The organism is Streptomyces sp. NBC_00207, assembly GCF_045160965.1.
Taxonomy (GTDB): domain Bacteria; phylum Actinomycetota; class Actinomycetes; order Streptomycetales; family Streptomycetaceae; genus Streptomyces.
This window is the reverse complement of record NZ_CP130715.1, coordinates 5,978,559-5,998,538: the sequence shown is the minus strand read 5'-3', so window position 1 is coordinate 5,998,538 and position 19,980 is coordinate 5,978,559. Positions and strand designations below refer to the sequence as shown.

The following is a 19,980-nucleotide window of genomic DNA, read 5'->3' as shown; positions in this document are numbered from 1 at the left end:
GGGCTCCTCAGCGCAGCTTGGGATCGAGGGCGTCGCGCACCGCGTCGCCGAGCATGATGAAGGCGAGCACCGTGAGGCTCAGCGCGCCCGCCGGCCAGAGCAGCATGTGCGGGGCGTTGCGGATCTGCGAGGCCGCGTTGGAGATGTCGATGCCCCAGGAGACGGTGGGCGGGCGCAGGCCGACGCCGAGGAAGGACAGCGTGGCCTCCAGGGAGATGTAGGTGCCGAGCGCGATGGTGGCGACGACGATGACGGGGGCGATGGCGTTGGGCGCCACGTGCCGGAGCAGCATCCGCCCGTTGCCGGCGCCGAGGGCCCGCGCGGCCTGGACGTAGTCGTTCTGTTTGGCGGTGATGACGGAGCCGCGGCCGATGCGGGCGATCTGCGGCCAGCCGAGGAGCACGATGAAGCCGACGACCGGCCAGACGGTGGTGCTGGTGACCACGGACAGGAAGACCAGGCCGCCGAGGACGACGGGGATGCCGAAGAAGATGTCCGCGACCCGGGAGAGCAGTGCGTCGCCCCACCCGCCGAAGAACCCGGCGAGCCCGCCGAGCACCGAGCCGAGCAGGGCTGCGCCGAGGGTGGCGCAGATGCCCACGGTGATGGAGGCGCGGGCCCCGTAGACGGTACGGGTGTACACATCGCAGCCCTGGGTGTCGTAGCCGAAGGGGTGGCCCGGGGAGGAGCCCTGCTGCGATTTGGACAGGTCGCACTGGAGCGGGTCGCCGCTCGCGATGAGCTGCGGCCAGATCGAGATGATCACGAGGAAGAGGATCATCAGCGAGGAGATGACGAAGACCGGGTTGCGGCGCAGCTGGTGCCAGGCGTCCGACCACAGGGAGCGGGCCTTCTCCCGCGGCCCGGGGCCGGTGGGTCCGGCGGTCTTCTCGATTCCCTCGACGCTCTCGGCCTCCTCCAGCGCGAGATCCATGGGTCCTCCCTGGCCGGTGGGGGAGATCGCCTCGTGCCGGCGGGGGCCGACGGGGTCGTATCCGCCGGGGCCTTCGGCGCGCTCGGGGGGCTCGGGCTCAGGCATAACGGATCCTCGGGTCCAGGACCGCGTAGAGCAGGTCGACGAGCAGGTTCGCCAGCAGGAAGACGATGACGAGGATCGTCACGAAGCCGACGACCGTCGGGGAGTTGTTGCGCAGGATGCCCTGGTAGAGCTGGTATCCGACACCGTGGATGTTGAAGATCCGCTCGACGATGATGGCGCCGCCCATCAGGGCGCCGATGTCGGTGCCGATGAAGGTGACGACGGGGATTAGCGAGTTGCGCAGCAGGTGGCGCGTGACGACCCGGCGGCGCGGCAGGCCCTTGGCGACGGCGGTGCGCACGTAGTCGGCCTTGACGTTCTCGGCGATGGAGGTGCGGGAGAGCCGGGTGACGTAGGCGAGGGAGACCAGCGCGAGCACGATGCCGGGCAGGATCAGCTCGTTGAAGGGGGCGTCCGGGGAGACGGTGGGCCGCACCCAGCCCCATTTGACGCCGAAGAGGAACTGGATCAGATAGCCCGTCACGAAGGTGGGCACCGAGATGACCACGAGCGTGGCCACGAGCACGGAGGTGTCGACGGTCTTGCCGCGGCGCAAGCCGCTGATCACGCCGAGGGTGATGCCGATGACGACCTCGAAGAAGATCGCGACGATGGTCAGGCGCAGGGTCACGGGGAAGGCGCTGGCCATCAGCTCGGTGACCGGCTGGCCGTTGAAGGCCGTGCCGAAATCGCCCTGGAAGATCGCGCCCATGTAGTGGAGGTACTGCTTCCACAGGGGCTGGTCGAGGAAGAGGTCCTTGCGGATGCGCGCGGCGGTGGCCGGGTCGGGTGCCTTGTCGCCGAAGAGGGCGGCGACCGGGTCGCCGAGCGCGTACACCATCAGGAAGATCAGGAACGTGCTGCCGATGAACACCGGGATCATCTGGAGCAGCCGCCGGATCACATAACGTCCCATGGACTGCTCCAGGATCGATCCGAAACGTGGGTCAGCTGACCTTGATCTGGTCGTACACGGGGACGCTGAACTGGTTGAGCGCCACGTCCGAGAGCCGCTCGGCGTAGCCCGCGCTGCCGTTCTGGTACCAGAGCGGGATGGCCGGCATCTGCTCGGCGAGGATCTTCTCGGAGTCCTGGAACTTCGTGATGGCCTTGGCCTGGTCGCTCTCCTGGTTGGCCTCGTCGACGAGCTTGTCGAAGTCCGGGTTGCTGAACTTCCCGTAGTTGGAGGAGGCGCCGGTGTAGTAGAGCGGCTGGAGGAAGTTCTGGATCAGCGGGTAGTCGGCCTGCCAGCCGGAACGGAAGGGGCCGGTCAGCTTGAAGGCGCTCTGCTGGTTGCGGAAGTCGGCGAAGGTGCCGACCGGGTTGACCGTGCAGACCGGGCCCTCGCCGAGCGCGTTGTTGACGCTGTTGCAGACGGCGTCCATCCAGTCGCGGTGCGAACCGGTGTCCACGTTGGAGGTCAGCGTGACCTTGCCGCCGGGGAGCCCGCCGCCCTCCTGGATGAGCTTCTTGGCCTCGGCCGGGTCGTAGACGCAGGCGTCGCCGCAGACCGTGGCGGAGAAGCCGCCCTTCTCGCCGAGCGCCGGCGAGGTCCAGTCCTTGGCGGGGGTGCGGGTCTCGCGGAAGATCTGCTTGGTGATCTCGTCGCGGTTGATCGCCCGGGAGATGCCCTGGCGGACCTTCTCCATGCCCGGCTTGCTCCACTGCGCGTCGTACAGCGGGAAGGTGAGGGTCTGGATGATGAGGGCCGGCTGGTTGATGTAGCGGTCGCCGAGGTCGTTCTTGACGTTCTTCAGCTGCTGCGCCGGGATGTCGTCGACGAGGTCGAGGTTGCCGGAGATCAGGTCGGTGTAGGCGGTGTTGTTGTCGGTGTAGACCTTCAGGTCCACCCCGCCGTTCTGCGCCTTGTCCGCACCGGGGTACGCGTCCCACTTGCGCAGCTTCATGCCGGTGCCCTTGGTGTACGAGTCCACCGTGTACGGGCCGTTGCCGACGGGCTTGTCCAGCCAGGCGGTGTGGTCGGTGAAGAAGGCCTTCGGCAGCGGGGAGAACGCCTGGTAGCCGAGGGTCTCGGGCCAGGTGGAGAACTTGCTCTTGAGGGCGACGGTGAAGGTCTTGGGGTCCTTGACCACCAGACCGGACATCGTCTTCGCCTTCGGCTCCCCGGAGGCCGGGTGCACGTCCTGGTAGCCGACGATGTCGGAGAAGAACGGCGAGTTGTTCTGCTTGTTGCGCACGTCCGCGCCGTAGTTCCAGGCGTCCACGAAGGACTGGGAGGTGACCGGCTCGTCGTTGCTGAACTTCCAGCCGTCCTTCAGCGTGATCGTGAAGTTCTGGTTGTCCGTCGTCTCGATCTTCTCTGCGAGCATGTTGTTCGCCGCGCCGGTCTTCGGGTCGTACCGCTTGAGACCCCGGAAGAGCATGTCGAGGACCTTGCCGCCCTGCACCTCGTTGGTGTTGGCGGGCTCCAGCGGGTTCTGCGGGTCACCCCAGGACGAGCTGACGACACCGGCCTCGCCACCACCCCCGCCGCTGTCGCTTCCGCCGCCGCAGGCCGTCGCCGCGAGGGCGACGGCCACAGCACATGCGGCCCACTTGGCGTGGGTGGCTCCGCGCATGGAGTGCCTCCTAGGGGTCCCAGACTCACTTAGGGGCCAATGTCACCCTATGTGGGGTCCCGCACACTCCTGGTTGGACCGATTGCACCCGCGCGTCACGCGCCTGTCACCCCTGCGAGTGCAACGGCAGCTCCCAGGAGTCGACCGCGTAGTGCAGGCCCATGCCGTGCGCCTCGTAGAGCCCGAGTGCGCCCGTTTCGTTGTGGATGTCCACGCCGAGGCCCACGGTGTCCCGGCCGCGCGCGGCGTACACCGCGAAGCAGTGGCGCAGCAGGAAGCCGCCGAGGCCGCGGCCGCGGAGCTCCTTGCGCACGCCGATGTGGCCGACCCAGCCCATGCTGGTCCGGTCGTCCCGGCTGAGGAGGACGGCCGCGTCGCCGTGGCCGGGCAGGCTCGCGATCCAGACCAGGGACCAGTCGAGCCTGCGGCCGTCGATGTGGTCCAGCCAGGACTCGTACGGGCGGTCCACATGGCCGAAGTGCGCCGCGAAGGTCTCCTCGATCAGGGCGTGGGCCCGCCGGCGGTCGGCCTCGTCGTCGGCGCAGTGGCGCAGGGTCACGCCGGCCGGGACGGCCGGCGGCAGGTCGGCGGCCTGCGACAGGGAGCGGGTCATGACCTGGTAGCGGCGGATGGTGCGGTAGCCGCGCGCGGTGAGGAGGGAGAGGTCGAGGGTGGGTTCCACGTTGAGCTGGAGTCTCAGCACGCCGGACTCGCCGGCGAGCTCCCGGGCCCGGGTCTCCATGTGCTCCAGCAGCCGTTCGGCGGCCTCGTCGTGACCGGGCAGCACATAGTGGTCGCCGTCGACGCGGCCCGGACCCGAGTCCGCCCAGACGAGGGCGTAGGCCACGAGCCGGCCGTCCTCGAAGGCGAGCCAGGAGTCCGTGGCCAGGTCGACGTCGGGGGCGTTGAGGTCGGATTCGACGGTGCCCAGGTCGGTCTCCGGGCGGCCGATCTCGATCACGTCGACGGCGTTGAGGAGGGCGCAGATGTCGGATGCGTCCCCGGGCCCGGCGGGCCGTACGGTGAGGATCATTGCCTCATGCTCCGGCCCGCCGTCCGGGCGCCGCAACAGGGTTTCAGTGACGGGGTTCCGCAACGGGGTTCCGCGACGCACGCGGAAACGGCCGGTCCCCGGTGCTCGAAGCACCGGGGACCGGCCGCGGCCTTGCGGATCCGTCGGAGGTCAGACGGCCAGGATGGCCTTCTCCTCCGCGAAGTGGCACGCGGACTCGTGCGCGGCCGGGCCGGTCTGGCCCTTGAAGCGCTCCGGGATCGCCAGCAGCGGCTCCTCGGTGGAGCACTTGTCCTCGGCCTTCCAGCAGCGGGTGCGGAAGCGGCAGCCCGACGGCGGGTTGGCCGGCGACGGGACGTCACCGGTGAGGATGATGCGCTCGCGGCCCTCGCGGGCGTCCGGGTCGGGGACCGGGACGGCGGAGAGCAGCGCCTGGGTGTACGGGTGCGTCGGGTGCTCGTAGATCTGGGCGTCGGAGCCGATCTCGGCCATCTTGCCCAGGTACATGACGCCGACGCGGTCCGAGATGTGCCGGACGATCGACAGGTCGTGCGCGATGAAGAGGTAGGAGAGGTTGAACTCGTCCTGGAGCTTCTCCATCAGGTTGATGACCTGCGCCTGCACCGACACGTCGAGCGCGGAGACCGGCTCGTCGCAGATGATGATCTCGGGCTGCAGGGCCAGGCCGCGGGCGATGCCGATGCGCTGGCGCTGACCGCCGGAGAACTGGTGCGGGTACCGGTTGATGTACTCCGGGTTCAGGCCCACGACGTCCAGGAGCTCCTGGACCTTGCGGCGCCGGTCGCCCTTGGGAGCCACCTCGGGGTGGATCTCGAAGGGCTCCCCGATGATGTCGCCGACCGTCATGCGCGGGTTCAGCGAGGTGTACGGGTCCTGGAACACCATCTGGATGTTGCGGCGGACGGCCTTGAGGGCCTTGCCGGACAGCCGGCTGATGTCCTCGCCCTTGTAGAGCACCTGGCCGGAGGTGGCCCGCTCCAGGTTCATCAGGAGCTTGGCGACCGTGGACTTGCCACAGCCGGACTCGCCGACGATGCCGAGGGTCTCGCCCTGGTAGAGGTCGAAGGAGATCCCGTCGACCGCCTTGACCGCGCCGACCTGCTTCTTGAACAGGATGCCCTGGGTCAGCGGGAAGTGCTTGACCAGGTTGCGGACCTGGAGGATCGGCTCGCGCTCGGTGGCGTTCTTGGTGAGCTCAGCCATGGATCTGCTCCTTCCAGAAGTGGCACGCGCTGCCGCGGCCGGGCAGTTCGGTGCCGTCCTGCTCGGTGACGGGGTGCAGTACGGGGATCTCCGTACGGCAGATGTCCTGCGCCTTGGGACAGCGGGGGCTGAAGGCGCAGCCCGCGGGAATGCGGAGCAGGTTGGGCGGCAGACCCTTGATCGCGTAGAGCTCCTGGCCCTTCTGGTCCAGGCGCGGGATCGAGTCGAGCAGGCCGCGGGTGTACGGGTGGGACGGGCGCTTGTAGATCTCGTGGACCGGAGCGGTCTCGACGATCCGGCCCGCGTACATGACCGCGATCTTGTCCGCGACGTCGGCGACGACGCCGAGGTCGTGGGTGATCAGGATCAGGCCCATGTTCATCTCGCGCTGGAGCTCGGCGAGCAGGTCCATGACCTGCGCCTGGACCGTCACGTCGAGAGCCGTGGTGGGCTCGTCGGCGATGATCAGGTCCGGCTCCAGGGCCAGCGCCATGGCGATCATGATGCGCTGGCGCATACCGCCGGAGAACTGGTGCGGGTAGTCGCCCACGCGCGCCTTGGCGGCGGGGATCTTCACGCGGTCCATGAGCTCGATGGCCTTGACCTTCGAGTCCTTCTTGGACATGCCGCGGTGGACCCGGAACATCTCGCCGAGCTGGTCGCCCACCGAGTAGACCGGGTTCAGGGAGGACAGCGCGTCCTGGAAGATCATCGCCATCTTGTTGCCGCGGAGCTTGCGGCGCTCCTCGTCGGACATCTTGAGGATGTCCTTGCCGTGGAAGCGCACCTCGCCGCCGGCGATCCGTCCGGGCGGGCTGTCGAGAATGCCCATGATCGCCTGTGCGGTGACGGACTTGCCGGAGCCGGACTCGCCGAGCACGGCGAGGGTCTCGCCGGCGTTGACGCTGTAGCTCACGCCGTTGACGGCCTTGGCGACCCCGTCACGGGTCTTGAACTCGACCTGGAGGTTGTCCACCTCCAGCAGCGGCACGGCGGAACCGCCACCCGTCTCCGCAACGCTGAGAATCTCCGACGTCGTCACGCCGCCACCTTCGTCCTGCTTGCTGATGTTGTCTCGGGGCATCGCGCGGCCCTACCGGAGCTTCGGGTCGAGCGCGTCACGCAGGCCGTCGCCGACGAAGGCGAAGCCGAGCACGGTGACGACGACGAACAGGCTGGGGAAGTACCACAGGTAGTCATTGACGCCGATGAAGCCCTGCCCGGCCGCCAGCATGTTGCCCCACTCGGGGACGTCGACGGGGACACCGGCTCCGAGGAAGGAGAGCGCTGCCACACCGACGATCGTGGTGCCGACGTTGAAGGTCGCGTAGACCAGAACGGCGGTCAGCGAGTTCGGAAGGATGTGCGTGCGGACGACCCGCCAGCCGCCGGCGCCGAGCGCCTTGGCCGCGTGGACGTAGTCCATCTCGCGCACCGACAGGATCGAGCTGCGCAGGAGCCTGGACACGGTGGCCCAGGAGAAGATGGCCAGCGAGATGACCACCGGGGTGATGCCGCGCCCGGTGACCAGGATGATGACGACGGCACCGATCATCAGCGGGAACGCGAGGAACACGTCCGCGACGCGCATGACCAGGGTGTCGGCGAAGCCGGCGAAGTAACCGGCGATGGCGCCGAGGGCGACACCGATCAGCACCGCGAAGAAGATCGAGGCGAGGCCGACGAACATGGCGACGCGGGTACCGGCTATGAGGCGCGAGAACATGTCGCGGCCCAGGGCGTCGGTGCCCATCCAGTGCGTGCCGTTGGGCGACGCGAGGGTGTTCTCCAGGTCCTGGGCGCCGGGGTCGTACGGCGCGAGCATGTCGCCGAAGATCGCCGTCAGGAACAGCAGGGAGATGATCACGAGACCGACGACGGCCAGCTTGTTCTGGACGTAGCGGTGACGGATCTCGCCCCACTGGCTCAGTTGCTTGGGTGCGGGTTCGGCCGTGGCCGAAGCGGACGACACGGGGTTCTCGTCCCCGATCGCCGGGCTCGTTGCGAGCTCAGACATGAGGAAATCCTCCTTGGGGGCGGTCAGCTGAGGCGGATACGCGGGTCGAGGGCCGCGTACAGCAGGTCCACGATGAGGCTGAGGACGACGAAGATCGCGACGCTGTAGGTCACGACACCGATGACGATCGGGTTGTTCTGCTGCTGAATCGCCTGAACCAGTGCCAGACCGACACCGTCCCAGTTGAAGATCGCCTCAGTGATGAGCGCACCACCGAGGAGTCCGCCGAACGAAATACCCAGGTACGTGACCACGGGAATGGACGAGTTGCGCAGTACGTGCTTGAACAGCACGCGGCGGCGCGGAAGTCCCTTGGCCACGGCCGTCTTCACGTAGTCCGCGCGCAGCACCTCGAGCATCGTGCCGCGGGTGAGGCGGGCGACGAAGGCGATGTCGGTGACGGCGAGGGTGATCGCGGGAAGGACCATGCCTTCGAGCTTGTCTCCGCCGAGCTGCGGGAACCACTGCAGTTCCACGGCGAAGTACTTCATGAGCAGCATGCCGATCACGAAGGTGGGGAAACCGACGGCCATCGTCGTAAAAAATGTCGTGGCCATGTCGAGAATGCTGTATCTGTAGAGCGCGGCGATGATGCCCACGCCCATACCGAACACGGTGACGAGGACGATGGCCAGAAGGGCCAGCTTCGCCGTGTTCTGAAGCTTGGGTGCGAGGATCTCGGAAACCTCGCGGCGCTGCACGAAGTCTTCGCCGAGGTCGCCGGTGGCAACCTTCGCGACGTAGTTCACGTACTGCTCGGGCAACGACTTGTCGAGCCCGTAACGCGCCTTCAGTTCCGCGACCACTGCGGGGTCACGTGCCTTGTCGCTGCCCGCGATCGAACCCACGGGATCGCCGGGGAGGACGAACAGACACGCGAACAGAACCATGGTCGCGCCTATGAGGACTATGACCATCTGCCCGAGGCGACGGGCGACGTACCTTCCCATGTTTTGCCTCTCTACCTGGCCGCTTCTGGGAGCAGCGGCCTCCGGCCCAAGGAACGGGCCGGCTCTCGGCCTGCGGGGGTTGCCCGCGGATGTGAGGGGTGCCGAAGTGAAAACGGCCTGCCGAGCGGGGCCGCGGCCCACCGGTCACCCGGGGGCCGCGGCACGTTCGCTCCTGACGGATATACCGTCCGAACCGATTACTTCTTGAGCGAGATCTTCTCGAGGATCGGGTCCTCGTTGAAGTTGATGTCGTCCAGACCGTTGAACTTGTCGGTCGCCATCAGGCGGAACTGGGAACGGTTGAAGGTCGGGATGAGCGCCATGTCGTCCATGGCCATCTTCTCGGCCGTCTTGTACATCTGGATGCGAGCGGCCTCGTCCTTGGTGGCGCGGGCCGTGTCGATCAGCTTGTCGAACTCGGGGTTGTTGTAACGGACGCGGTTGTCACCGGTCACGTTGCCCTCGGCGTCCTTGTTCATCGAAGCCGAGTGCAGCAGCGGGAACAGGAAGTTCTCCGGGGTCGGGTAGTCCGCGCCCCACGCGAAGCGGTAGATGCCGGTGGCGCTGGAACCCTGCTGCTCCTTGAGCATGCCCGGGAAGTCCTTGCCGTCCAGCTTGACCTTGACGCCGAGGACGTCCTCGACCTGCTTCGCGATGGCCTGGACCCACTCTTCGTGGCCCGCACCGGTGTTGAAGCTGAACTTGATCTCGGTACCCGGCTTCAGGCCGCCCTTCTCGGCGTGCTCCTTGGCCTTGGCGACGTCCTGCTTGATGCAGGAGACGCACAGGTCCTTCTGGTACGCCTTCGGGAACGCCGGCGGAACGATGGTGGTCGACGGGGTCTGGTAGCCCTGGAAGACACCCTTGGCGATGGCCTGACGGTCGATCGCGTAGGAGATCGCCAGACGGGCGTCCTTGTTGTTCGTCGGACCGTTGTCACCGATCGGCAGAACGAAGTTCATGCCGTTCGTGTCCTTGGCGAACCACTTGTTCTGCGGCTTGAACTTCGCCTCGGCCGTCTTGAGCATCGGCGTCGGGATGTGCGCGTAGTCGAAGGTGCCGGCCTGGAAGCCGTCGTACTCGAGCTGCTGCGCGGTCTTGTCGTTGAGGAGCGTGACCTGGACCTTCTCGAGGGAGGCCTTGGTCAGCGAGTACGCGTCGTTGCGGACGAGGTTGATCGCCTTGTTGTGCTCCCACGTGCCGTCCATCTTGAACGGACCGTTACCGATGGGGGCCTCGCCGAACGCCTTGTCCTCTTCGCCGACCTTGGCCGACTTCGGGACCGGGCTGTAGGCGTTGTGCGCCGTCTTCAGGACGAACTCGCAGTCCGCCTTGGACAGGTCCACCTTGATGGTGTTCGCGTCCGGGGTGGTGACACCGGAGAAGGTCTTGGCCGAGCCGTCCTGCAGCTCCGCGTAGCCCTTGATGCCGGCGAAGTGGTACGCGACGTCGGACGCGGCGGCCTTGTGCGCGGCACGGGCCCAACCACGGGCGAACGCCTCGGCGTCCACGACCTCGCCGTTGGAGAACTTGGTGTCCGGCTTCAGCTTGAAGGTCCAGGACGTGCAGCCCTCGTCCGAGCTCGCCGACTCGGCGAGCGCCGGCTCGGCCAGGCCGTCCGGCGTGTTCGAGTACAGGCCGGTGAACAGGGCGTTGGCCAGCAGGATGCCCGTGGACTCGTGGGCACGCCCCGGGTCGATGGTGTCCGGCTCGGTGCTGCCCATCCGGAACGTGCCGCCATTGGCTGCACTGCCCTTGTCCTTGCTGTCACCGTCACCGCCGCCACAGGCGGTAGCGGCCAGGGCGACGACAACCGCGCCCACGACCCACTTGGCGCTCTTGGCACCGCGCATGGGTTTCCTCCTCATGAGTCCACTGATCGACTTGAGGGGCAAAAAAACCTCGCCGACACCCCTGACGGCGAGCGATTTCCTGCCCATAGTGTGCTCGTGAGTCGGCGCGCTCCCCACAGCGCGTGACCCATTGACCCGAGCTCAATGGAGCCATCCTCAGGGACTGCCAGGCCGTAAACCACACTTAGGTGGTCTCGTTTTCACAACATCGATCCGCGGCAGAAACCCGAAATCCGGACAAACGGATAGGAGACAGACACGTGCGAAACGGACGGTTAGCTCATCTTCCGGAGTGTCACGGTCGGTATGCGGACACCAGAACGCAAAAATCCGCTTGACAAAAGCGAACAGCCCCTCCCTTCACGGACTCCGTGAAGGGAGGGGCTGCTGCATATCCGGGGTACTGCGGCCGACAGTCGGCGACGGGGCCGCCCGCCCGAGCAAACCCGGGACGGGCGGCACAACCGCCCTGCTGCGTCAGACCTTTACTGCTACTTGGCGGACTTGGCGCGCGACGCGGTGCGCGAGCGGTCCTTCTGGTCCAGCACGACCTTGCGGATGCGGACGGCCTCCGGGGTCACCTCGACGCACTCGTCGTCGCGGCAGAACTCCAGGGACTGCTCCAGGGAGAGCTTGCGGGGCGGAATCACGTTCTCCGTGTTGTCCGCGGAAGCCGCACGCATGTTGGTGAGCTTCTTCTCCTTGGTGATGTTCACGTCCATGTCGTCGGAGCGCGAGTTCTCGCCGACGATCATGCCCTCGTACACCTCGGTGCCGGGGTCGGTGAACAGGACGCCGCGCTCCTGCAGGTTGATCATCGCGAACGGCGTGACCGAGCCGGCGCGGTCGGCGACCAGCGAACCGTTGTTACGGGTCACCAGCGGGCCGAACCACGGCTCGTGGCCCTCGTGGATCGAGTGGGCGATGCCGGTGCCGCGCGTACCGGTCAGGAACTCGGTACGGAAGCCGATGAGGCCGCGCGACGGGACGACGAACTCCATGCGGACCCAGCCGGAGCCGTGGTTCGACATGTTGTCCATGCGGCCCTTGCGGACGCCCATGAGCTGCGTGACCGCGCCCATGTGCTCCTCGGGGACGTCGATCGTCATGCGCTCGACCGGCTCGTGGACCTTGCCGTCGACCTCCTGCGTGACGACCTGCGGCTTGCCGATGGTCAGCTCGAAGCCCTCGCGGCGCATCTGCTCGACCAGGATGGCGAGCGCGAGCTCACCGCGGCCCTGGACCTCCCAGGCGTCCGGGCGCTCGGTGTCGAGGACGCGGAGCGAGACGTTACCGACCAGCTCGCGGTCCAGACGGTCCTTGACCTGGCGGGCGGTGACCTTGCGGTCCTTGACCGCGGACTTGGCGTCCGCGCCCTTGCCGCTGCCGCCGCGGCCGACCATCGGGGAGGTGTTCGTGCCGATGGTCATGGAGATCGCCGGCTCGTCGACCGAGATCAGCGGGAGCGCGATCGGGTTCTCCGGGTCGGCCAGGGTCTCGCCGATCATGATGTCGGGGATACCGGCGACCGCGCAGATGTCACCCGGGCCCGCCACCTCGGCCGGCTTGCGGGTGAGCGCCTCGGTCATCATCAGCTCGGTGATGCGGACGTTGGACATCGAGCCGTCACGCTTGATCCACGCGACGGTCTGGCCCTTGCGCAGCTCGCCCTGCTCGACGCGGAGCAGCGCGATGCGGCCGAGGAAGTTGTCGGCGTCCAGGTTGGTGACGTGCGCCTGGAGGGGGGCCTCCTCGTCGTACACCGGGGCCGGGACGTGCTCCAGGATGGTGGAGAAGAACGGCTCCAGGCTGTCGCTGTCCGCGGGGACGGTGCCGTCCTCCGGCTTGGTCAGCGAGGCGACGCCGTCACGGCCGCAGGCGTAGACGATCGGGAACTCGATCTGGTCCTCGTCCGCGTCCAGGTCGAGGAAGAGGTCGTACGTCTCGTTGACGACCTCGTCGATCCGGGAGTCCGGGCGGTCGGTCTTGTTGATGCAGAGGATGACCGGCATCTTCGCCTGCAGAGCCTTGCGCAGGACGAAGCGGGTCTGGGGCAGCGGACCCTCGGAGGCGTCCACCAGCAGAACGACGGCGTCCACCATCGACAGACCGCGCTCGACCTCACCACCAAAGTCGGCGTGGCCGGGGGTGTCGATGATGTTGATCGTGATCGGGGCCCCGCCGTCCTTGGGGTGATACTTCACCGCCGTGTTCTTGGCGAGGATCGTGATGCCCTTCTCACGCTCCAGGTCGTTCGAGTCCATCATGCGGTCGTCGAGGTGCTGGTGGGCGGCGAAGGCACCGGCCTGCTTGAGCATGGCATCGACGATGGTCGTCTTGCCATGGTCGACGTGGGCGACGATGGCGACGTTACGGATGTCGTGGCGCGTGGGCACTTCGGCGCTTCTCCCGGGATCGTGGATGGCGTCGCGTACGGCCTGGCACGCGCGCCTCGGCCGGGCGAAAACCTGCCACGGCCTTACCCCATGGTACGTCGCGTGGCGGGAACCGCCTGCCGGGGGGTCTGTCAAGAGGCCGGATGAATGAGCGCTGCCGAGTGCTGCGTGGGGTGCCCCGGTCGCCCATCCTGCCGGTATTCATGCGGGTCAACGGCCGGGTCAATGGGTATGGCACGACCTTGCCCGCCGCAGATCCGGCGGGCAAGGGACTTGAGTCACATCTGAGCTTGCTACCTGCGGGTCAACCTGACAGGCACCCCTTTGTCATCACTTCTTCGCCCACGCTACTTCTTCTTGTCCTTGGCGGTCGGCGGCTTCTTCCAGCCGATGTCCTGGTAGCGGGGGGTGCCGAGGCCGAAGGCGCCGGCATTGGCCAGGCCCGGCTTGACGGCCACCAGCTCCGGGCGCTGGTAGAGGGGGATGGAGCCGGCGGCGGCCCAGATCCGGGCGTCCGCCTTGCGGATCAGCTCGCGGGACTGGTCCTCGTCCAGCTCGCCGACCGCCTGGTCGAAGAGCTGGTCGATGTGGTCGGTGCCGACCCGTGTGTAGTTCTGTTCGACGAGGAGCGAGCCGTCCGCGGCCGGCTCCGGCTTGGCGAAGATGGGCCGGGCGTCGGTCGCCGGGTAGGCGGTCGCGGGCCAGGAGTAGAGGGCCAGGTCGTACTGGCCCGAGGCGATGTGGTCCTTGAAGAAGCTGTCGTCGGTCACCTTGGTCGTCTCGGTGGCCACGCCGAGCTTGCGCAGCATCTGGGCGATCCGCTCGCCGACCGTGCGCAGGGACTCCGAGCCGGGGCCGGCCGGGAGGACGAAGCGCAGGGTGAGCGCCTTGCCGTCCTTGGCGAGCATGGCGCCTGAGGTGCGGGTGGCCTGCTTGGCCGGGGCCGGGGAGGCCTTGGCGGGATCCGCCGCGTCGCCGTCGCGGGCCGCGCTGCGCTTGCCGTCGTCGACGGGCGCCACCCGGGCGGCCTGGGCGAGGAGGGACGCCTTCTGCTGGGCGCCGAAGGGTGCGGGAGCCAGCACCGGGGAGGTCCGGTCCTGCGCGCCCTCGGGGGCCGCGGCGAGGGGGCGCTCGCCGAGGGCGCCCGGACGGGCCTGCGGGCGCTGCCCCGCGGCCGAGCGCAGGTCGCCGTTGGCCTCGTCGTCCTGGCCCACGATGTAGAGCCCGTCGTTGCCGGTGCCCGGGCCCGACGGGGTCTTCCCGTCGTCCTGCGGCGCGCTCTCCGGGCCGGCCTTGGCCCCCGCCGGCTCGGTGATCTTGCCGCCCCGGCGCCAGCCCGCATCCGCGAGGAGGGCCTGGGCCGCCTGGGTGTCCCGTCCGCCGAGGGCGTCGCTGTTGTCGGCATACGCCCGCTGCCCGGCGAGCGCCACGTGGCTGCCGACCGGCTGGGCGGGCAGGCCGAGCGGCTTGAGGACGAGCTCGGCCAGCGCCTTGCGGTCCAGCGCCCGGGCGATCGCCCGGCGCACCCGCTCGTCCGCCAGCGGGCCCGAGGCCCCGTTCATCGCGAGCTGCGTGTAGGCGGGCTCCAGGGACTTGCGAACGGTGAAGTTCCGCAGGGCCGTCTGCTCGTCGGCGTACCGTTTCACCGCCGCGACGTGCTTGTCGCGGCTCTCCTTCTCCGCCATGGCCTTGTCCTCGTCCGCCCCGAAGGCGACCGCCCACGACAGCGTGGCCTGCGCCGGGGTCAGCGCGGCTCCCGGGCCGTGCGCCGGGGCGCCGCCCGAGCCCGCGCCGCCCTTGCCCGCGGCTCCCTTGGCGGCTTCCTTGCGGGCCAGGGCGATCCGGTCGGCCCCGGTGCGGTCGATCTCGGCCAGATCGAGCTTCCCGGCGGCCAGCGCCGCCGGCCGCTCGGCCCGCGGCACCGCCGTCAGGACCAGCGTGTCCAGCTTGGCCTGCCGGCCCCACCAGCGCGGATTGCGGGTGAGGGCCGCGGTGCCGGTCTTCTTGTCGATCGCGCCGAGGGCGAAGGGTCCGGCGGTGACCTTCAGGGCGCCGCGGGCGCCCTCGTTGAAGGCGTCGGGGGTGCCGGTGACCTGCTTCGGGTAGAGCGGGCTGAACAGGGAGCGCCAGTCGGCGTACGGCTTGGCGAAGGTGACCCTGACCTCCAGGTCGGTCTTGCCCTTCTCGATCTTCTCGATCCGTTCGTAGCCGGCGTTGCGCGCCGTCCAGTACGCCGAGTCCTTGCCGTTCAGGGCCCGCCACTGCGCCACGAAATCGGCGGCGCCGATCTCGCGTCCGTCGCTCCACACCGCCTGCTGGTTCAGCTTGTAAAGGACGACCTGCTTGGGCTCCCGCTCGACGACCTCGGCCTTCTCCAGGTAGTCGGGATTGGCCACGGGCCGTCCCTTGGCGTCCAGCACGAACAGCTGCGGCAGCACGGCCCCCGCGATGCGGGTGGTGGTGGCGTCCGCGTCGGCCTGGAAGGTGTTCAGGGTGTCCGGCAGGGTGTCCACGGCCCAGCGCAGCACACCCCCGTCCGCGACCTTCTCGCGCGCGGTCGTGGCGATGTCCTGTCCTGCGGCGACGGGGCCGCCCTCGTCTTCACCCGCGCCGCAGCCCGTGAGGAGCGGCAGTGCGAGGACTCCCGAGGTCAGGAGCGCCAAGGACCTGCGCCTTCGCTGGGACATGGGTGGTACCTCCGGGGCGGGGCGTGGGGGAAGCATGATCACGTTCGGCGGTATATGGAGCTGATCACACCGGTTGCCGGATCCCACTGAAATCGACGGCCCGCCGCACCCTTCGCAGCAGCCTCTCGCCACGCCGCGAACCCCACCCGTGCGGACCAATCCGGCTTGCGTGCCGAAGGAGCGTTCCCCCGGGAGAGGGATGAGAATGGGGGGCAGGGAGGGGCGCACAGTTCACGCCTGCGCGCCCGCAATCGCTGCACGTCCCTTCACAACGGGGGACGGGAAGCGCGACACTCGCAGGCGCACATGAGCGTTGCCACCGCACCATGGCGGAAGTGAGGGCAAATCATGTCCCTGCAAGACGATCTGAGTGCCGTACGCCGAAACCTCGACGAGCTCACCCGCAAGGTCGAGCGGCTGGAGCAGCAGGCCGGGCGGCAGAAGCCCGGGAGCTCGACGCCGGCGTCCCCGCCGGCCCCGTCCCGGATGGTGACGGTCCCGGACACCCCGTACGACAGCTCGCTGTGGACCGACTCGGACGACGAGGGCCTCGGCGCCCGCGACCGCCGCGCGCCCTGACCGGCGCAGGCGACCCCACAGACCCCCGTACACCCCATCCGGCCCGGCCGCTCGCGGCCGGGCCCCCTGGGGCCACCCCTCATCACTCCTCCCGGAGTCTTCTTTGGCCACAGGAACACAACCACCCCAGCAGCGGCCCGGCGGCGTCCACGACGCCTCCCGGGCCGCGATCACTGCCCGGCACCTGCGGACCGACCGGTGGTGGATCTCCCCCGCCGTCACCGCGGCCGGGCTGCTCGCCTTCATCGTCTACTCGACCTGGCGGGCCTTCGCGAACGCCGACTACTACGCGGCCCCGTACGTCTCCCCCTTCTACTCCCCGTGCCTCGCGGAGAACTGCGTCCCGATGAAGGGCGGCCCCAACTGGGAGATCTTCGGCAGCTGGTGGGGCCTCTCCCCCGCCCTGCTGATCCTGATCTTCCCGCTCGGGTTCCGGCTGACCTGCTACTACTACCGCAAGGCCTACTACCGGGGCTTCTGGGCCTCGCCGCCGGCCTGCGCCGTCGCCGAACCGCACACGAAGTACACCGGCGAGACCCGCTTCCCGCTGATCCTCCAGAACATCCACCGGTACTTCTTCTACGCGGCGGTCCCGGTCGCGGGCATCCTCACGTACGACACCGTGCTGACCTTCCGCGACGAGCACTACGCGTGGGGCCACATGGGCCTGGGTACCCTGCTGTTCCTGGTCAACATCACGCTGATCTGGGCCTACACGCTGTCCTGCCACTCCTGCCGCCACATCATGGGCGGCCGGCTCAAGCACTTCTCCAAGCACCCGGTGCGCTACCGGCTGTGGGGCTGGGTCAGCCGGCTCAACACCCGCCACATGCAGCTCGCCTGGGCCTCCCTGATCAGCGTGGCCCTGTGCGACTTCTACGTGTACCTGCTCGCCACCGGCGCCTTCACCGACCCGAGGTTCTTCTGACATGGCTCAAGTCGAACGGCAGCAGTGGGACGTGGTCGTGGTCGGTGCGGGCGGCGCCGGGCTGCGCGCCGCGATCGAGGCCCGTGAGCGCGGCGCCCGGACGGCCGTGATCTGCAAGTCCCTCTTCGGCAAGGCCCACACGGTGATGGCGGAGGGCGGCATCGCCGCCTCCATGGGCAACGTCAACGAGGGCGACAACTGGCAGGTGCACTTCCGCGACACCATGCGCGGCGGCAAGTTCCTCAACCAGTGGCGGATGGCGGAACTGCACGCGAAGGAGGCCCCGGACCGGGTCTGGGAGCTGGAGACCTGGGGCGCCCTCTTCGACCGGACGCCCGACGGGAAGATCTCCCAGCGCAACTTCGGCGGCCATGAGTACCCGCGCCTCGCGCACGTCGGCGACCGCACCGGCCTGGAGCTGATCCGCACCCTCCAGCAGAAGATCGTCGCGCTCCAGCAGGAGGACTTCAAGGAGTACGGGGACTACGAGGCCCGGCTCAAGGTCTTCCAGGAGTGCACGGTCACGCGCGTTCTGAAGGACCGCGGTCTCAAGGACGGGGAGAGGGTCTCGGGGACCTTCTGCTACGAACGCGAGTCCGGCCGGTTCTTCGTCCTGGAGGCCCCGGCGGTGGTGCTGGCCACGGGCGGGATCGGCAAGTCCTTCAAGACCACGTCGAATTCGTGGGAGTACACCGGCGACGGCCACGCACTGGCCCTCCTCGCGGGCGCGCCCCTGCTCAACATGGAGTTCGTGCAGTTCCACCCGACCGGCATGGTCTGGCCCCCGTCGGTGAAGGGCATCCTCGTCACCGAGTCGGTGCGCGGCGACGGCGGGGTGCTGCGCAACTCCGAGGGCAAGCGGTTCATGTTCGACTACGTCCCCGACGTCTTCAAGGAGAAGTACGCCGAGTCGGAGGCGGAGGGCGACCGCTGGTACGAGGACCCGGACCACAACCGGCGCCCGCCCGAACTGCTGCCGCGCGACGAGGTGGCGCGGGCCATCAACTCCGAGGTGAAGGCCGGCCGCGGCTCCCCGCACGGCGGGGTCTTCCTCGACGTGTCCACCCGGATGCCCGCCGAGCGGATCAGGCGGCGGCTGCCCTCCATGTACCACCAGTTCAAGGAGCTGGCGGACGTGGACATCACGGCGGAGCCGATGGAGGTGGGCCCGACCTGCCACTACGTGATGGGCGGGATCGCGGTCGACTCCGAGACCGCGGCCACCGTCGGGGTGCCGGGGCTGTTCGCCGCGGGCGAGGTCGCGGGCGGGATGCACGGCTCGAACCGGCTCGGCGGGAACTCCCTGTCCGACCTGCTGGTCTTCGGGCGGCGGGCCGGGCTGCACGCGGCGGAGCACGCCACGGCCACGGGTGAGCGCCCGGCGGTCTCCCAGGCGGAGATCGACGCGGCGGCCGCGGAGGCGCTGGCCCCGTTCCACGCCGCCGAGGGCGCGGAGAACCCGTACACCCTCCACCAGGAGCTCCAGACGACCATGAACGACCTCGTCGGCATCATCCGGCGCGAGGGCGAGATGGCCGAGGCGCTGGAGAAGCTCGCGATCCTGCGCGTACGGGCCTCCCGGGCCGGGGTCGAGGGGCACCGGCAGTTCAACCCGGGCTGGCACCTGGCCCTTGACCTGCGGAACATGCTGCTGGTCAGCGAGTGCGTGGCGCGCGCGGCCCTGGAGCGCACCGAGAGCCGGGGCGGGCACACCCGCGAGGACTGCCCGTCGATGGAGCGCAGCTGGCGGCCGGTGAACCTGCTGTGCCGGCCGGTCGACCCGCCCCCGGTGGACCCGGCAGCCGACCGGATCGCCCTCGTACGCACGCGCACCGAGCCCATCCGTCCCGACCTGCTCGCGCTCTTCGAGAAGGAAGAGCTGGCCAAGTACCTCGCCGAAGAGGAGCTGTACGAATGAGTACGTACGACGCGAGCTTCCGGATCTGGCGGGGCGACGCGGAGGGCGGGGAACTGCGGGACTTCACCGTCGAGGTGCACGACGGGGAGGTGGTGCTGGACATCGTCCACCGGCTCCAGGCCACCCAGGCCTCGGACCTCGCGGTGCGCTGGAACTGCAAGGCGGGCAAGTGCGGCTCGTGCAGTGCGGAGGTCAACGGCCGGCCGCGGCTGATGTGCATGACGCGGATGTCCACCTTCGAGCGGTCCGAGACGATCACGGTCACCCCGCTGCGCGCCTTCCCGGTCGTCCGCGACCTGGTGACGGACGTGTCCTTCAATTACCGGAAGGCGCGGGAGGTCCCGGCCTTCGTGCCGCCGGAGGGGGTGGCTCCGGGCGCGTACCGGATGCAGCAGATCGACGTGGAGCGCTCGCAGGAGTTCCGCAAGTGCATCGAGTGCTTCCTGTGCCAGGACACCTGCCACGTGGTGCGTGACCACGAGGAGAACAAGGGCGTCTTCGCCGGTCCGCGCTTCCTGATGCGGGTCGCGGAGCTGGACATGCACCCCCTGGACGCGGCGGCGGAGGCGGGCCTGGACCGCAAGCGCACCGCACAGGAGGAGCACGGGCTGGGCTACTGCAACATCACCAAGTGCTGCACGGAGGTCTGCCCCGAGGGCATCAAGATCACCGACAACGCGCTGATCCCGCTGAAGGAGCGGGCGGTGGACCGCAAGTACGACCCGCTGGTGTGGCTGGGGAACAGGATCGGGCGCCGACAGGGCTGAGGCCGCGGGCGCGGGGCCGGGACCCTCTCGG

15 protein-coding genes are annotated in these 19,980 nt (G+C 68.7%); 4 read left to right on the top strand and 11 right to left on the bottom strand.

All coding sequences use genetic code 11. The annotated features are described in order from the left end of the window. Positions 1-7: 7 nt before the first annotated feature. The 11 genes from OG472_RS28505 to OG472_RS28455 form a co-directional block, all read right to left on the bottom strand. A complete protein-coding gene (locus OG472_RS28505; protein ID WP_401606815.1) occupies positions 8-1,039 on the bottom strand; it encodes an ABC transporter permease in 1,032 nt (343 codons plus the stop codon). Further along, entirely contained in the window at positions 1,032-1,955 is a 924-nt protein-coding gene (locus OG472_RS28500) for an ABC transporter permease (protein ID WP_383576347.1), read from the bottom strand. Before OG472_RS28500 ends, OG472_RS28505 begins: the two co-directional genes overlap by 8 nt. Before the next feature lie 31 nt (positions 1,956-1,986). Then, the gene (locus tag OG472_RS28495) at positions 1,987-3,618 is read right to left on the bottom strand and encodes an ABC transporter substrate-binding protein (protein WP_401606818.1); all 1,632 of its coding nucleotides are present in this window, start codon (positions 3,616-3,618) and stop codon (positions 1,987-1,989) included. Positions 3,619-3,724: 106 nt separating this feature from the next. Next, positions 3,725-4,651: a GNAT family N-acetyltransferase gene (locus OG472_RS28490; RefSeq protein WP_405831854.1), complete on the bottom strand. Its 927-nt coding sequence runs from the start codon at positions 4,649-4,651 to the stop codon at positions 3,725-3,727. Between the two features lie 150 nt (positions 4,652-4,801). Next, the gene (locus OG472_RS28485; protein ID WP_383576338.1) at positions 4,802-5,854 is read right to left on the bottom strand and encodes an ABC transporter ATP-binding protein; all 1,053 of its coding nucleotides are present in this window, start codon (positions 5,852-5,854) and stop codon (positions 4,802-4,804) included. Continuing rightward, the gene (locus OG472_RS28480) at positions 5,847-6,938 is read right to left on the bottom strand and encodes an ABC transporter ATP-binding protein (RefSeq protein ID WP_401606821.1); all 1,092 of its coding nucleotides are present in this window, start codon (positions 6,936-6,938) and stop codon (positions 5,847-5,849) included. Before OG472_RS28480 ends, OG472_RS28485 begins: the two co-directional genes overlap by 8 nt. A 9-nt stretch (positions 6,939-6,947) precedes the next feature. After that, positions 6,948-7,871 carry an ABC transporter permease gene (locus tag OG472_RS28475; protein WP_383576335.1) on the bottom strand — a complete coding sequence of 308 codons (924 nt, stop codon included), beginning with the start codon at positions 7,869-7,871 and terminating at the stop codon, positions 6,948-6,950. A 23-nt stretch (positions 7,872-7,894) separates the two neighbouring features. Further along, positions 7,895-8,761 (bottom strand): ABC transporter permease, encoded by an 867-nt coding sequence (locus tag OG472_RS28470; RefSeq protein WP_383576332.1) that lies wholly within the window; start codon positions 8,759-8,761, stop codon positions 7,895-7,897. A 257-nt stretch (positions 8,762-9,018) separates the two neighbouring features. Further along, a complete protein-coding gene (locus OG472_RS28465) occupies positions 9,019-10,674 on the bottom strand; it encodes an ABC transporter substrate-binding protein (protein ID WP_401606823.1) in 1,656 nt (551 codons plus the stop codon). 491 nt (positions 10,675-11,165) lie between these two features. Further along, the gene (typA, locus tag OG472_RS28460) at positions 11,166-13,070 is read right to left on the bottom strand and encodes a translational GTPase TypA (protein WP_401606824.1); all 1,905 of its coding nucleotides are present in this window, start codon (positions 13,068-13,070) and stop codon (positions 11,166-11,168) included. A gap of 347 nt (positions 13,071-13,417) precedes the next feature. Continuing rightward, on the bottom strand, positions 13,418-15,757 hold the full coding sequence (locus OG472_RS28455) for an ABC transporter family substrate-binding protein (protein WP_405942202.1): 2,340 nt from the start codon (positions 15,755-15,757) through the stop codon (positions 13,418-13,420). 348 nt (positions 15,758-16,105) lie between these two features. On the opposite strand from OG472_RS28455, the gene OG472_RS28450 reads away from it, so the two are divergent. From OG472_RS28450 to OG472_RS28435, 4 genes are all read left to right on the top strand, one after another. Next, complete coding sequence (locus OG472_RS28450; RefSeq protein WP_383576320.1) at positions 16,106-16,336, top strand: hypothetical protein; 231 nt, start codon at positions 16,106-16,108, stop codon at positions 16,334-16,336. 103 nt (positions 16,337-16,439) lie between these two features. Next, positions 16,440-17,264 carry a hypothetical protein gene (locus tag OG472_RS28445; RefSeq protein WP_405942201.1) on the top strand — a complete coding sequence of 275 codons (825 nt, stop codon included), beginning with the start codon at positions 16,440-16,442 and terminating at the stop codon, positions 17,262-17,264. Position 17,265: 1 nt separating this feature from the next. Beyond that, the gene (locus OG472_RS28440; protein WP_405942200.1) at positions 17,266-19,182 is read left to right on the top strand and encodes a fumarate reductase/succinate dehydrogenase flavoprotein subunit; all 1,917 of its coding nucleotides are present in this window, start codon (positions 17,266-17,268) and stop codon (positions 19,180-19,182) included. Then, positions 19,179-19,949 carry a succinate dehydrogenase/fumarate reductase iron-sulfur subunit gene (locus OG472_RS28435; RefSeq protein ID WP_401606830.1) on the top strand — a complete coding sequence of 257 codons (771 nt, stop codon included), beginning with the start codon at positions 19,179-19,181 and terminating at the stop codon, positions 19,947-19,949. Before OG472_RS28440 ends, OG472_RS28435 begins: the two co-directional genes overlap by 4 nt. Positions 19,950-19,980: the final 31 nt, after the last annotated feature.